Annotated in this window: 16 protein-coding genes; 6 read left to right on the forward strand and 10 right to left on the reverse strand. The window is 37.6% G+C overall.

The annotated features are described in order from the left end of the window. Positions 1-19: 19 nt before the first annotated feature. The 5 genes from Q8S11_RS12840 to Q8S11_RS12860 form a co-directional block, all read right to left on the reverse strand. A complete protein-coding gene (locus Q8S11_RS12840) occupies positions 20-571 on the reverse strand; it encodes a biopolymer transporter ExbD (RefSeq protein ID WP_305662513.1) in 552 nt (183 codons plus the stop codon). Positions 572-594: 23 nt separating this feature from the next. Beyond that, positions 595-1,221, reverse strand: coding sequence for a biopolymer transporter ExbD (locus Q8S11_RS12845; protein WP_305662514.1), 627 nt, complete (start codon positions 1,219-1,221; stop codon positions 595-597). A gap of 87 nt (positions 1,222-1,308) precedes the next feature. Then, a complete protein-coding gene (locus Q8S11_RS12850; protein WP_305662515.1) occupies positions 1,309-2,139 on the reverse strand; it encodes a MotA/TolQ/ExbB proton channel family protein in 831 nt (276 codons plus the stop codon). 773 nt (positions 2,140-2,912) lie between these two features. Then, positions 2,913-3,257, reverse strand: coding sequence for a translation initiation factor (locus tag Q8S11_RS12855; RefSeq protein ID WP_305662516.1), 345 nt, complete (start codon positions 3,255-3,257; stop codon positions 2,913-2,915). A 3-nt stretch (positions 3,258-3,260) separates the two neighbouring features. After that, positions 3,261-4,133 (reverse strand): diacylglycerol kinase family protein, encoded by an 873-nt coding sequence (locus Q8S11_RS12860; RefSeq protein ID WP_305662517.1) that lies wholly within the window; start codon positions 4,131-4,133, stop codon positions 3,261-3,263. A gap of 219 nt (positions 4,134-4,352) precedes the next feature. Between Q8S11_RS12860 and metK the strand changes: the two genes are divergently transcribed. From metK to Q8S11_RS12875, 3 genes are all read left to right on the forward strand, one after another. Then, on the forward strand, positions 4,353-5,609 hold the full coding sequence (gene metK / locus Q8S11_RS12865; protein ID WP_305662518.1) for a methionine adenosyltransferase: 1,257 nt from the start codon (positions 4,353-4,355) through the stop codon (positions 5,607-5,609). A 70-nt stretch (positions 5,610-5,679) separates the two neighbouring features. Then, on the forward strand, positions 5,680-6,243 hold the full coding sequence (locus Q8S11_RS12870; RefSeq protein WP_305662519.1) for an NUDIX hydrolase: 564 nt from the start codon (positions 5,680-5,682) through the stop codon (positions 6,241-6,243). 28 nt (positions 6,244-6,271) lie between these two features. Further along, positions 6,272-7,000, forward strand: coding sequence for a 1-acyl-sn-glycerol-3-phosphate acyltransferase (locus Q8S11_RS12875; protein WP_305662520.1), 729 nt, complete (start codon positions 6,272-6,274; stop codon positions 6,998-7,000). A 16-nt stretch (positions 7,001-7,016) separates the two neighbouring features. Here the strand turns inward: Q8S11_RS12875 and Q8S11_RS12880 are convergent, their stop codons facing one another. Together Q8S11_RS12880 and Q8S11_RS12885 are read right to left on the reverse strand one after the other, a co-directional pair. Further along, the gene (locus tag Q8S11_RS12880) at positions 7,017-7,739 is read right to left on the reverse strand and encodes a LytTR family DNA-binding domain-containing protein (RefSeq protein ID WP_305662521.1); all 723 of its coding nucleotides are present in this window, start codon (positions 7,737-7,739) and stop codon (positions 7,017-7,019) included. Between the two features lies 1 nt (position 7,740). Next, positions 7,741-8,751: a sensor histidine kinase gene (locus Q8S11_RS12885; RefSeq protein WP_305662522.1), complete on the reverse strand. Its 1,011-nt coding sequence runs from the start codon at positions 8,749-8,751 to the stop codon at positions 7,741-7,743. Between the two features lie 200 nt (positions 8,752-8,951). Here Q8S11_RS12885 and Q8S11_RS12890 point away from each other — a divergent pair, with 200 nt between their 5' ends. From Q8S11_RS12890 to Q8S11_RS12900, 3 genes are read left to right on the forward strand one after another with little or no spacing between them, the layout of a single operon-like run. Further along, entirely contained in the window at positions 8,952-9,131 is a 180-nt protein-coding gene (locus Q8S11_RS12890; protein ID WP_305662523.1) for a hypothetical protein, read from the forward strand. Continuing rightward, complete coding sequence (locus tag Q8S11_RS12895) at positions 9,132-10,037, forward strand: ABC transporter ATP-binding protein (protein WP_305662524.1); 906 nt, start codon at positions 9,132-9,134, stop codon at positions 10,035-10,037. 1 nt (position 10,038) lies between these two features. Beyond that, positions 10,039-10,839: an ABC transporter permease gene (locus Q8S11_RS12900; RefSeq protein WP_305662525.1), complete on the forward strand. Its 801-nt coding sequence runs from the start codon at positions 10,039-10,041 to the stop codon at positions 10,837-10,839. On the opposite strand, the gene Q8S11_RS12905 is transcribed toward Q8S11_RS12900, so the two are convergent. From Q8S11_RS12905 to Q8S11_RS12915, 3 genes are all read right to left on the reverse strand, one after another. After that, positions 10,840-12,189, reverse strand: a complete 1,350-nt coding sequence (locus Q8S11_RS12905) for a M20/M25/M40 family metallo-hydrolase (RefSeq protein WP_305662526.1) — start codon at positions 12,187-12,189, stop codon at positions 10,840-10,842. It lies immediately after the preceding gene. A 44-nt stretch (positions 12,190-12,233) separates the two neighbouring features. Continuing rightward, positions 12,234-13,637, reverse strand: coding sequence for an MBL fold metallo-hydrolase RNA specificity domain-containing protein (locus Q8S11_RS12910; protein WP_305662527.1), 1,404 nt, complete (start codon positions 13,635-13,637; stop codon positions 12,234-12,236). A gap of 154 nt (positions 13,638-13,791) precedes the next feature. Continuing rightward, positions 13,792-13,986: hypothetical protein (locus Q8S11_RS12915; RefSeq protein ID WP_305662528.1), on the reverse strand; the 195-nt coding region annotated here is incomplete at its 5' end.

Below are 13,986 nucleotides of genomic sequence, written 5' to 3' on the forward strand. Positions count from 1 at the left end.
TAATATTTGTTTAAAATTATTATTTGTAGATACCATCACGCTTTAACAATTGGATATCAGGCTCGGAGATATCAACGATTGCATACCTTTCGATGTTTGAAACCTTCATTTCATCGAGGATATCTACAAAATTTCTATAATTTGATTGAGCACTGGGCTTAATTAACACGATCAATCCTTTACTTGGATCACCTGTAGCTGCTATAACCTTTTTAGAATTCTCAATCAATGCTTTTCTTATTCCATTCCTTCCAAAATTGTCAACCTGGGGAGGAGTCAGGGGATTATCAACAAGACCCATATACCATTCCAGACGGTTATCCGCGCCAAGAAGGATAGTCATTGTTCTGTTATCAGCGACTGTTAATTCCTGCTGATCTTGTTTTTCCTTATCAGGCATGGCTAAATCCATTGCCTGAGGTTTAGCCAGTGTAGTGGTAAGCATAAAGAAAGTAATTAAAAGGAAAGCCAAATCCACCATTGCGGTTAAATCCACACGTGTTGATTGCTTCTTACTTCTAACTTTCCCGCCTTTATTCTTACCCCCGCCGGAGGTGTCTAATTCTGCCATCGTGTTTTAAATTTATGATACGATTATTCGTCGCCTGTCCTCAATGAGGTGATCAGACTAAATTTGTTAATATTCTGATCCTGAAGGATTCCTAATAATTTTTCAATCGAAGGATATTCTTCCTTTGAATCTCCTTTAATACTGACTCGCATATCAACATTGTTAAGCTCTTTGGTTGCATAACGGGCTGAAAGTATCCAATCGTGCAATTCAGATGGGCGCTGCCCTACTGAATCAAGAGGAACTCCGGGCTGTAAGCCGGGTTTAAGCCGGTCATCCCCCTTCATCATGATGATCTGCTTCAGATTACCAATCGGAACCCCAAAACTCTCCATAACTGAAAATCGGGCCTTTTCCTCTTCGCTAAATTGAATTTGGTACTTTTCGCCCATTAATTCAAGAGTCCGTCTTCTTATAGGTTGTCCTGGCACTCCGAAGAATACTTTACCTTTCTGACCAATAGTCAGTGTTGCTATATCCAAATCAGGCAGTTTAAATTTAACTGTCGAAGCAGGGGTATCAACAGGAAGTGGTTCAGGCTGACGGGCTGTGGCTGTAAGGATAAAGAAGGTAAGCAACAAAAACGCCACATCACACATTGCTGTCATGTCGATAGCTGTACTCTTTCTGGCAACTTTAATTCTAGGCATTGCTTATTTTTTAATTATTAACTATTTAAATAGAGATGAAAATATTCCGGGTTTTCCATAAAACCCGGAATAAATTTTCGATATCTATTATTTATGAGTACTTGCATATGTCTGAACGATTGAGAAGCCTGCCTCGTCGATAGCATATGTCAATTTATCAATTTTAGAAGTAAATACGTTGTAAAAAATAATTGCAACGGTTGAAGTAGCAATACCAGTAGCCGTATTGATAAGAGCCTCAGAAATACCATTTGCAAGGGCTGCCTGATCCGGAGAACCAGCAGTTGACAATGCCGCGAAGGCCTTGATCATACCAGTTACTGTTCCTAATAATCCTGTTAATGTACCAATTGAAACTAAAGTTGCAATTACAGTTAAGTTTTGCTCTAACATTGGCATTTCCAACGCTGTTGCTTCTTCAATGTCTTTCTGAATAGCAAGGCACTTTTGTTCAGTGTCCATTCTTGTCTCAGTTTCCATCTCTTTGTACTTTTTCAGTCCGGATTTAATCACATTTGCGACAGAACCTGCTTGTTTATCACACTCAGCGATTGCGGAATCAATATTACCTGCACCAATGAACCCTTGAATCTTTTTCACAAAAGCGTCAACACTGCCTTTACCGGTAGCTTTACCGATAACTATATAGCGCTCAATAGCAAAGACAAATGTCATAAGTAAAAGTCCCATTAAAACCGGAACGACATATCCTCCTTTATAAACCATTCCAAAGTAATTACCAGGAAGTGGATGCCCGTTTTCCGGATCACCACCTTCAAAGTTTGAAGGATCCCCCATTACGAATTTCCACAATAGAGCACCTACAACTAGGCACATTACAATAGACAGACTTGCAAAAATGTTTGAACCAGAGCTACTCTCTTTCTTAGCTGTTGTTGGTTTTGGTGCGTTCGCCATTTTTTTTAAAATTTAGTTTTAGTTGTTGATTAGATAATATAAGTTAATTGATTTTTTGTTTGGTTTTAATATGTTAATGTTATTTTTCTATCAATTTTAAAATATCATTTACTTGTCTCCCAATCACTTTGGGATAACAAAAATATAATTTTCGAGTTAATAAAAAATTTTTTGTGAATTTATTAATCCTATTTTTTCAATCCTGTCAATGCCTTCCCTAGAATGTGGCAAGAAACGTGCCGTTCTAAAAGATGATTATCATAAAATTCCGATTATCATTTTACAATGAAAACTATTTTTTATTGTAATTGCAAATTTGCTGAATGATTTTAAAGGATAAAGATTTAAAAATATGATATGATTGTAACTAATCACCTCATTATCAGCATAGTTATTAGATTGTTTAAAATTTGATACAAATGCCTGTGACAGATCTTCTGATCATTAACTTCTTTATCATTCAATGTAGTACGCGGATTTAAAATTTCAGAAGCCACACCCGGGCAGGATAAGGGAAAGCCAAAACAAAAACCAGATGTTCATCTATTAAAATAATTTGAATCGCTATTTAAGGCAGCGATAATCATTGCTCTGAAATGCAGAAGTAAGCTGCGGTTCGGTATTACAACTTCTGTATCCATTTCTTTTATAACAAAGTTTTTACAAGTGTGCCTGGTAAAAAATTTATCATTGCAATAAAACGATTTCAAAATCACCTATTTGTACTAATACTAAGAAATGAATCACTTTAGCTTAAAGTATAAAGACACTGATCAGCCACCAGATTTTTTAGCTTTATACCCCTCAGCAAGAAGTATAGCCAATACTTTATCACGAAAATCTCCCTGAATAATAATTTCACCATCTTTTGCTGATCCACCAACCCCGCATTTCTGCTTAAGCATTTTACCAAGTAACTCGAGATCCACCTGATTTCCTATAAAGCCGGTAACCAGAGTTACCGCTTTCCCGCCACGGTGCTTCCTATCGAGTTGTACTCTCAAATCCTGCAAGCGGGGCTCGGGTGTATCCGGGATTTCAGAATCATTAGAAATAAAACCAAAATCAGGATCAGTAGAATATACTACCCCCTGAAGACCTTTATTTTTTTTTGACATAATTTAATTAAGGATATATAAAGATTGAGGATTAACTCCAATACTCAGTGTTCTTCCCATAGAATAGGGATCCCCATCCAGATGAACTGCGGCATCACGATCTCTTTTGATGATGATATTACTACCCTGAATAATCTCCAGATATTTTGATTTATGAGTATTCTTTCTGAACATTCTAAGCACCAAGGCCGGAAACTTATAAAGTGGGAATGGTTTAAGGATACAAATATCCAGCATACCATCATTCAGGGAGGCGAAGGGAGAAATATGTGCGTTATTACCATACTGTGACGAGTTAGCAACGCTAATCATAAATGCCTGATGCTCGTATTCTTTTCCATCTATACTCAGCATATAATGCTGTGAACTATAATTGGAAACTTCTGTGAAAGCAATTTTAACGTAGCTACTGAGACCGCGCTTAACATTTTCAGCAAATCGTAAACTGATCTGTGCATCAAATCCAATACCAGCCATATTAAAGAATTTCCTGCCGTTAAAAGTGCCTGTATCGATTCTACTAACATGAACCCTATTTATTCTTTTAATAGCTTTTACATCTCCAACAGGAATCCCCAAGGATCTGGCCAGCCCATTCCCTGATCCATAGGGTATAATTCCCATTAACCTCTCAGTACCCTCAACTTCAGTTGCTACCTCATTAATGGTACCATCTCCACCCACTGCAACCAAAATATCAAAACCATTTTTGATCGCTTCAGCTGCCAGAAGAGATCCATGACCATGATATTCCGTAAAGACACACTCATAGTCAAATTTGCTCTTATCCAGATATTTATCAAGTTTTTCGGGGAAATTATATTTGGATTTTCCACCTGAAATTGGATTGATAACGAATAAAATTCTTCTTTTCAACTAAATTTAAATTTTAAATCAAAAATACTCTTAAATTTTTTAGAACATAATAATTATCATACTTTTGCCTTGCAAAAAAGTGGATCGATTTGCGTTGATTGCAACCACGTAAAAAAAAGTGCTAAAACATTCTGCTGATTTTTACATCAATCAAAACATTCGCCTCTTATTTCTGCATTGCAGCAAAATCTCTTATTTATAAATATTAATTATAACTCTATGCCTTATTTATTTACCTCAGAATCAGTATCAGAAGGCCACCCGGATAAAGTGGCTGACCAGATCTCAGATGCATTAATAGACAACTTCTTAGCATGGGATCCTGATTCAAAAGTCGCCTGTGAAACCCTGGTTACGACCGGTTTGGTTGTTTTAGCAGGAGAGGTTAAGTCACAAACTTACCTTGATGTACAAAGAATTGCACGTGAAGTGGTTCGAAAAATTGGCTATACCAAATCTGAATATATGTTCGAGGCTGATTCCTGTGGCGTTATCTCTGCAATTCATGAGCAATCCGCTGATATTAATCAGGGGGTAGACAGAGTAAAAAAACAAGATCAGGGTGCTGGCGATCAAGGAATGATGTTTGGGTATGCTACAGGCGAAACTGACAACTATATGCCCCTTGCCTTAGATCTTGCACACAAAATATTAACAGAACTTGCTGCACTTCGCAGAGAGAACTCAGCTATTAAATATCTTCGCCCGGATGCGAAATCGCAGGTTACAATTGAATACAGCGATGATCACAGACCAATTCGCATTGATGCAATCGTGGTTTCTACTCAACATGACGACTTCGATACAGAGGTAAAAATGCAGAAAAAGATTCAGGAAGATATTATCTCTATCTTGATTCCAAGGATAAAAGCACAGCTCAAGCCAGAGCTTCAGGCGCTTTTTACTGATGCAATTAAATATCACATCAATCCTACAGGAAAATTCGTGATAGGTGGTCCTCATGGAGACACCGGATTAACAGGTCGTAAAATTATAGTTGATACCTATGGCGGTAAAGGCGCTCATGGTGGTGGAGCATTCTCAGGTAAAGATCCTTCAAAAGTGGATCGTTCAGCCGCATATGCAACCCGTCATATTGCTAAAAACCTGGTTGCTGCGGGAGTTTGTAATGAAATTCTGGTTCAGGTATCATATGCGATTGGTGTTAAAGACCCAATGGGAATTTTTGTTGATACATATGGAACTTCTAACGTGAGACTTAATGACGGTGAAATTGCGCAGAAGATTTCTGCCATCTTTGACATGACTCCATACGGAATCGAAACCCGCCTAAAGCTTCGTAATCCAATCTATTCTGAAACGGCAGCTTACGGTCATATGGGACGTCAAAATGAGGTGGTAAGCAAAACATTCTCAGGAAACAATGGTGATAGCAAAACTTTAGAAGTTGAGCTCTTTACCTGGGAAAAACTGGATTATATCGATCAGATTAAAAAAGCTTTTAATCTGGCTTAATACATAATATTAATGCTTTAAAGCCTTCTCTCTTTACAGAAAGAAGGCTTTTTTCTTTAATATTGTACTAATGAAAAATCAGAACTCAAACCCATGGAAAACCCTGTCAAGTGAACAGATATATGAGAATCCCTGGATACGTCTGACTGAACATCAGGTGATTAACCCGGGTGGGGGAAAAGGCATTTATGGGGAAATCCACTTTAAAAATCTTGCTATTGGCATTATTCCACTGGATGAAAAAAATAATACCTGGCTGGTTGGACAGTATCGCTTCCCTTTGAAACAATACAGCTGGGAAATCCCCGAGGGGGGGGGCTTACTAGGTTCTGAGCCCTTGATAAGTGCTCAAAGGGAGTTATTAGAAGAAACCGGAATTAAGGCAGAAGCATGGACTGAGATCCAAAGAATTCACCTCTCCAATTCAGTCAGCGATGAACTGGCTATCATTTATCTGGCCAGACAACTCAGCTTTGGGGAATCAAGTCCGGAAGAAAGCGAAGAATTGATTGTTCGTAAATTACCATTTGAAACAGCATATCAAATGGTTCTGAGTGCTGAAATTACAGATTCACTAAGTGTTGCAGCAATTTTAAAAGTTAAAATTTTGCTTTTAACGAATGAACTGATTTAATTGATGATTTTTTACTTTATATAAGTGTATGAATAAATTTTTGGGCTATATATTTTCACCAATCCACTATATATTTTTTGGATTTTTTGTCTGCCTTTTTCATCCGATACAATGGTTATGTTTTAATTTGGGTGGGCAGAAGGCTCACAAAAAATCAGTCGACCTGCTAAATTTATGCCTGGTGAGCACCTATTATCTGCTGGGAAGTTCAATAAGTTTCAAAAACCCCTATAAATTACCTGAGCATCGTCCGATCATTTTTATATCAAATCACCAGAGTTTGTATGATATTCCACCCCTGATCTGGTTCCTTAGGAAGTATCACGCTAAATTTATATCAAAGATTGAATTAACAAAGGGAATACCCAGTGTTTCATTTAATTTAAAATATGGAGGTGGTGCGAATATTGACAGAAAAGATAGTAAGCAAGCCGTTGCAGAAATTATTAAACTGGCAGAAAGAATGAAAGCAAATAATTGGTCTACAGTTATTTTTCCAGAAGGAACCCGCTCAAAGGATGGAAAATTAAAGCCATTCGCAATTGGTGGTGTTGCTACAATTTTGAAAAAGGCTCCAAATGCGCTAATTGTACCCCTTGTAATTAGAAACTCCTGGAAACTGGTACAATTCGGAGCTTTCCCTTTAAGTTTTGGAGAAAAATTGAGCTGGGAGGTTCTGGAACCCCTTGAACCTCAAGGCAAGTCAATGGAAGAAATTATGAGTTATGCAGAAGAGACGATAAGTAAGGCGCTCTGAAAAGAGAATACCAGTTCTATCCTATATTCTTATTTTCAATCTGTTTAAAAAAATAATCCTTGTAGGTATCACCTATCGGAATAATTTTGTCGCCAATCTGAATTCTGCTTCGCTCTATACTTTCTATCTTATCTAATGAAATGATATAGGACTTATGAACCCTGATAAATGATTTAGCAGGTAAAGACTCCTCCATTTTCTTCATATTCTGCAGGGTTATTATCCTTTCTGTACCGGTAAAAATAGAGATATAATCTTTCAGACCCTCGATGTAAAGTATATCATTAAGGTATATTTTCTGAATCTTATGTTCAGTTTTTACAAAAATAAAGTCATGGCTATTTTGTTGTATAGCAGCCGATTCAGGGACAACCGTGTGATTGTTTCCTTTAATCTGAAGAACCTTTTGAGCTGCCTTATAGAAACGATCGAAAGCAATAGGTTTTAGAAGATAATCTACTACATCCAGTTCATACCCATCAAGAGCATATTGTGAATATGCGGTGGTAAGTATCACATCGCATTTGCCATTTATTATTTTTAAAAACTGAATTCCTGTCAGCTCGGGCATTTGAACATCCAAAAAAACAAGATCAATGGCCCCACTTTGAACCAAGGATAATCCTTCGATAGCACTTGTTGTGGTTTTTACCAAAGTTAAAAATGGAACTTTTCTGATATAATCCTCAAGAATATCCAAAGCCAGAGGCTCATCATCAACTACCAAACAACGTATCATTCTATAAATTTAGATATAATTCGCAATTATAAATATCATTCTTGTCTTCAATATGCAGCTCGTATTTGTCTTTGTACAATAAGTCGAGCCTCCTGCGAACATTTTGCAATCCTATACCACCTGTTTCATCCTTGTTCTGATTGCTCTTTTTGTTAATTGTCCGAAAGTATAACTTGCCGGGCTCTATGTCTAAAAGTATACTTATCGGGACTTCCTTATCCGTAGCTACACCATGTTTAAAAGCATTTTCAACAAAGGAAATAAGTACTAGTGGCGTGATCTTTTGAGCCTGCACCTCTCCCTTTATCACAAAATTTATGAAACTATTATCTTTAAATCTTAACTTTTGAAGTTCAATATAATTTTCAAGATATCGTATCTCATCTGCAAGTGCCACTTTATCTTCATTGCTTTCATAGAGCATATACCTCATAATCTCGGAGAGTTTTAATATAGCCTCTGGAGTTTTCTCTGATTTCTGATATGCCAGTGAATAGATATTATTTAGTGAATTAAATAAAAAGTGGGGATTGATCTGAGATTTTAGAAATGCAAGCTCCGAAATCAGCCTTTCATTCTCCAGATTACTCTTAATTTTTTCATTTAAAAACCAATCGGTAACGAATTTTAAAACAGCGCTAAGGAAGATAAAGAGACAGCTTACAAATGCGGCGCTCATAAAATAATCCCAGAATGCCATGATATGCTTTCCCGAATCACGTTTAATTATTATATCATAGAAATAATAGGCTAAACCACATTTAACAAAAGACGAAATGATTACCAGAAAAAGCAGGACAATCGCACACCACAAATATTTTTTTCGGTTCAGGAAGGTGGGAAGAATGAACAGGTAATTAATATAAAAGATCGTGATATTTATTATTCCGAAGTAGACAAAAACTACTACAGTCTTTTGCACAATCTTACCATTACTAGCCATAAACATAAATAGCAATAATAATGCGATCCAAACGATGATATGAGTAAGAACCTGCAAAGATTTATTCATAGTCTAAAATAACTTTTCCACCGACTTTAATTAATCGGTTTCGACCAACAGGTCAAATCAATCTGCCAACAAGCAAATACAACCTATTAATGACAGGATGTACAAATTGTACCGTTGGTCTGTAAAAATAGCCCCTTGGTCTAATAGATTTTAGCAGGAGTTTATTTAATTATTTATTTGTTCTATCAAAAAAGGAAAATATGAAAAAGTTAACCAATTGCGTATCCCCATTCATAATGTTACTTGTTCCATTATTCCTGCTTATTGGATTACTGGTTACAAATCTTAATAATGAAATACCTCTCGAAAAACAGAGCGCAGGATTAAAATTTCAGGTACCATCACTAAAAAACCTTGTCAGTACTGTCCTCAAAAAATAAATGGGGTCAAAACTGATTATTGAAACCAGAAACCTGTCTTATCGATTTGGTAATCAGTTGGTTCTTGATCAGGTCTCACTTAATGTCAGAGAGGGGAGTATCTATGGATTTCTAGGACCTAACGGAGCCGGGAAGACTACAACCATTAAGGTGCTGCTTAACCTTTTACAGGCCAGAGAAGAAAAAGTATTTCTTTTTGGGAAAGATTTAAATAATAATCGAATAGAAATACTTACAGGAATCGGTTCATTGATCGAACAACCTGCAATATATTCTCATCTTTCCGGGAAGGAAAATTTACTGAACAGGGCCTTGCTTCTGAGTGTGCCTGCTGCAAGAGTTCATGAAATGCTTAATCTGGTAAATCTGACAGAACATGCAGATAAAAAAGCCGGCAAGTATTCCCTGGGCATGAAACAGCGGCTTGGAATCGCCCTGGCTCTTCTGCATGATCCAAAATTGCTTATTCTGGATGAACCAACTAACGGACTTGATCCAAATGGAATAATTGAAATCAGACAACTTATCCGAAAACTGGTAGAAGAACGGGGGAAAACCGTTTTCATTTCCAGTCATCTTCTTTCGGAGGTCGAAAAAATGGTTACCCATGTTGGAATTATAAACAGTGGAAAATTACTTTTTCAGGGAACAATACAAGAATTGCATAACGTAAGTATGAAACAGCTTGAGATTCAAACCAATGATCTGATCAGTTCGAAAGAACTTTTATGCAAAAATGGTTATCAGGTTGAAATTTTATCAGATACAATCCTCATACCATACCTATCAGAAAATCACAGTGCAGAGATTAATAGATTGCTTGTTAAGCATGATCATAAAGTTTACAACTTGACCCTGAGTAAACAAAATCTGGAAAATTTATTCCTGTCAATTACTCAAATATAAAATGCAGGGATTCTTACTTTCAATTCGATCTGAATTCTATAAAACAAGAAAAACGCTTGCTTTTCTTTCAGCAATATTACTACCTCTGATTCTATGTATACTGATTACAGCCGGTTTTTATACTCATGCTGATAAAATAATGTTTCTCTCTGCCAAAATGCAGTGGTTCAGATTCAGCGGAGCATTTTTAGGGGTGATGGGAAGTCTCATTCTGCCAATCCTGATCATTTTCCAAACCTTTTCTATCAATAATATTGAACACCGGGCTGAAATGTGGAAAAGCCTGTTTTCTCTTCCTATACACAAATGGAGCATTTATTCAGCGAAATACGTCTATGTGGTCTTTTTGAATGCACTTTGTATAACATTGTTTGCCAGCTTTATTATTGCATCAGGGTATTTATTGAATGTCCTGAATCCTGAATTGAAGTTCAATCAATTTGATATTTCAGGTATCCTGTTCAAATTACACCTTAAACTTTTCCTGGCCTCCCTGGGAATCTTATCTATTCAGTTTTTATTTAGCCTGCTTTGGGCCGATTTCTTGAAGCCTATGGGCATAGGATTCATGCTCACTGTTTTCGGAATAATCACTGCGAACCTGGGCTGGAAATACGCATTCACAATTCCTTATACACATCCGATGCTGGCATTGCAAAGTATGATGAAACAGGTTCTGAATAATCAAAATGGACAAATGGAGTTCGACCTGCTGAGCCAGGAAATTTATGTGAGCCTTATTGTAGCAGCCATAACATTCATCATTGGCTATTTTGTAATTATCAAACGTATTATCAGGTAATTATCGAACCGACTTCGGAATTACCACCTGACTTTCATGCCCATCAGCATCTACCGATTGGACTCCGAAATAATAATTGTCTTTTGAGTAATTTAGGCTGGCTGTGTTTCCTGTAAAAAAGAATTTCCTTTCCCAAACCGGGCTAGTAGTCTCCCTCATAACCACATAATATCCAGCAGGTTTCTCTCCAACGGGATTCTCCCATTTAAGTACCGTTTTATTGGTAAGGCCGCTGGTTACAATACCCACATTTAAAGGCTCACGGGGAGCCAGTGCAAGATTTGCAAGGGTGGCAAGATTCATTCTTGTTACTTTTTGCGTGTAAGTATAATCTACAAAATCAGGCAGGTCTCCATAATCCACTCCATTTTCTTTCCTTACATTCTGATGCTGACGGTCAAAATCCTCGTTCATTTCAGTTATTCTGATACCGGCGAAGCCCTGCTGCGAAAATGGGGTATGATCCCCTCCTCTAAGATATCTGTCGCGGCGATAAATCAGCTTCACGTTCAACTGATCCACGTACCTTTCTCCAACTTCTTTCATGTAGCGGGCAAATTGCCGTGCATGTCCATCATTTTCAGATCCAGTACTGGCTCTACGGGCAGCCTCCTCGGGGCTTTCTGCAACTGATACTCCCTCGCTGAAGATTCGCACATTACTATTATCCTTAATACCTGTTTCCATCCCATAAGTATTACCAACAATATCATTGGTAATCATTCCTGCGAGGTTCCACTTTTCAGCTTTTGCTCTTTTCGCAAGATTCGCTGCCCCATAAAGGCCCTGCTCTTCTGCAACCATGGCAACAAAGATTAAGGTGCAGTTAAATTTATAACGACTCATCACCCGTGCCAATTCCATAGCAGCAGCAGTTCCTGAAGCATCATCATTTGCACCCGGAGCGAATATCATAGAATCATTTACATCAGATGCCCTTGAATCATAATGGCCCGAAACAATAAAAACCCGGTCATCTGCAGGATCAGTGCCCGGAAGAATTCCCAACACGTTTTTCATGACTGTAGGCTTGACAATTCTCCGACCGTCAGCAGGCTGGGTGAATGTATCGAATTCGACTTTTAATCGACCCCCTGAAGCTTTTGAATACCGTTCCAGCTCTGATTTGATCCAATTACGGGCAGCTCCAATGCCACTTGTGCAACTTACTGTATCACTCAGACTGTGCCTGGTTTCAAAAGTCACCAGTTTTCTGACTATCAGTTCAATATTCTGCGCAGATACTTCATCCACCATTTTTTTTATCTGCTGATCCTGCCTGATTAGTAAAGTTTGCGAATAGCCTAAAAAGGCTGAAAAGGTAAATAAACTCAGTAAAAGGTATTTCATAGCACTAATCTAAAATTAATTGAAAATAGGCAATATGACCCGTTTTAATCCAGAATAAATTCCTGGTGCCTAGCAGGGATCTCTACATTCTTAAATCCTTTGGCCAGGATCTTTTCTACAAAATTATGTTGAACTTCATATTCACCATGTACTAAAAATATCTTTTTTACCTTTAAAGGATCCTGGCAGGCGATGAACTGCAACAAATCTTTATAATCACCATGAGCACTCATGGAACGAACAGACCGTATTTCAGCCCTTACAGGAAACTCTTCACCGAAAATAGTTACTGTAGTATATCCCGCAGCTAATCTTCCACCCAATGAATTTGGTTCACAATAACCTACCATAAGGATAGTATTCTTTTCATCAGTAATATTATTTTTTATGTGATGTTTAACCCTTCCCGCTTCCGCCATTCCTGATGCAGAAATAATTACACAGGGTTCCGGATCAGTATTTAAACCTATAGAAGCTTTTGTATCCTGAATAAAGCTTAGATTTTTAAAACTAAAAGGATCATCGTCATGAAGCATCACATCCTGAACGTGTTTATTGAAATTTTCAGGATGGCTTTTAACCACATTTGTAGCCTTTATGGATAAAGGACTATCAACATAGTATTTAACATCAGGCAGAATTCCCCGCTCTTCAAGATGATTCAATGAATAAAGTAATTCCTGAGTACGGCCAACGCTGAAGGCCGGAATAATAACCTTACCTCCTCTTAAAATACAGGTCTGATAAATGATCTCTTTGAGTAAGTTTTCTGCAGGTTCAGCATCCTCATGCAAACTATCGCCATAAGTTGATTCTAAAAGGATATAATCCGATTGCGGGAAGGTCTCAGGCGACTTGAGAATCAGATCACCGTATCGACCTACGTCACCACTAAAAGTTAAACGGCTTGTCTTACCATTTTCCCTAATTGAAAGATGTACTGCAGCACTGCCGATGATATGACCCGCATCTGTTAACAGAACACTGATATCATCATTTATCTGATGCTCTGTGTTGTATTTTATAATCTTAAACTGACGCAATGCATACATCGCATCCTCTTCTGTATACAAGGGTTTGAGCAAAGGCCAACCTTTGCGTTTCCTATGCTTATTACTGTAATCTGAGTCCTGTTGCTGAATTCTGGCAGAATCCATCAATAAAATTCTTGCCAGATCCATGGTTGCTGCAGTACAGAACACCTCACCCTTAAATCCATGAGCTATTAATCTGGGTATCAACCCACTATGATCAATATGAGCATGGCTCAAAATGAGATGATTTACATCTGCAGGGTTGAATCCAAAATGCTCATTCAGTTGATCAGTTTCATCACCCATCCCCTGAAACATTCCACAATCAAGTAAAATTTTTACTCCATTATCCAGGGAAATTAAATGCTTACTCCCGGTTACATTCCTTGCAGCACCATGAAAACTTATTCGCATATGTCAGATATTAAATAGAAGGGTATCTGTCAAAAATAATTTAATAAAGTCAATATCCAGCTATCTCTGTGTAAAAGAAAGAACTGATTTCAATAATACCAGAAACCAAAAAAAGGCTCCGAAGAGCCTTTTTTCAAAAACAACAAACATAAAATTACTGTTGTGTTACGGTATAAACTACCGGTACCACATTTAATCCTGTTGCTTTACCTGCGTATGCGCCACCAGCACCGATCAGGTAAGAAATATTGAATTTGTTTGTAGAGTTTGAACCGTTCCATGAAGTGTTCGCTGCGGTAATAACTGTTGCTGCTGTTCCGCCTGTTACCGGTAAGGTTACTGCAGAACC

It is taken from the genome of Daejeonella sp., assembly GCF_030695525.1.
Taxonomy (GTDB): domain Bacteria; phylum Bacteroidota; class Bacteroidia; order Sphingobacteriales; family Sphingobacteriaceae; genus Daejeonella.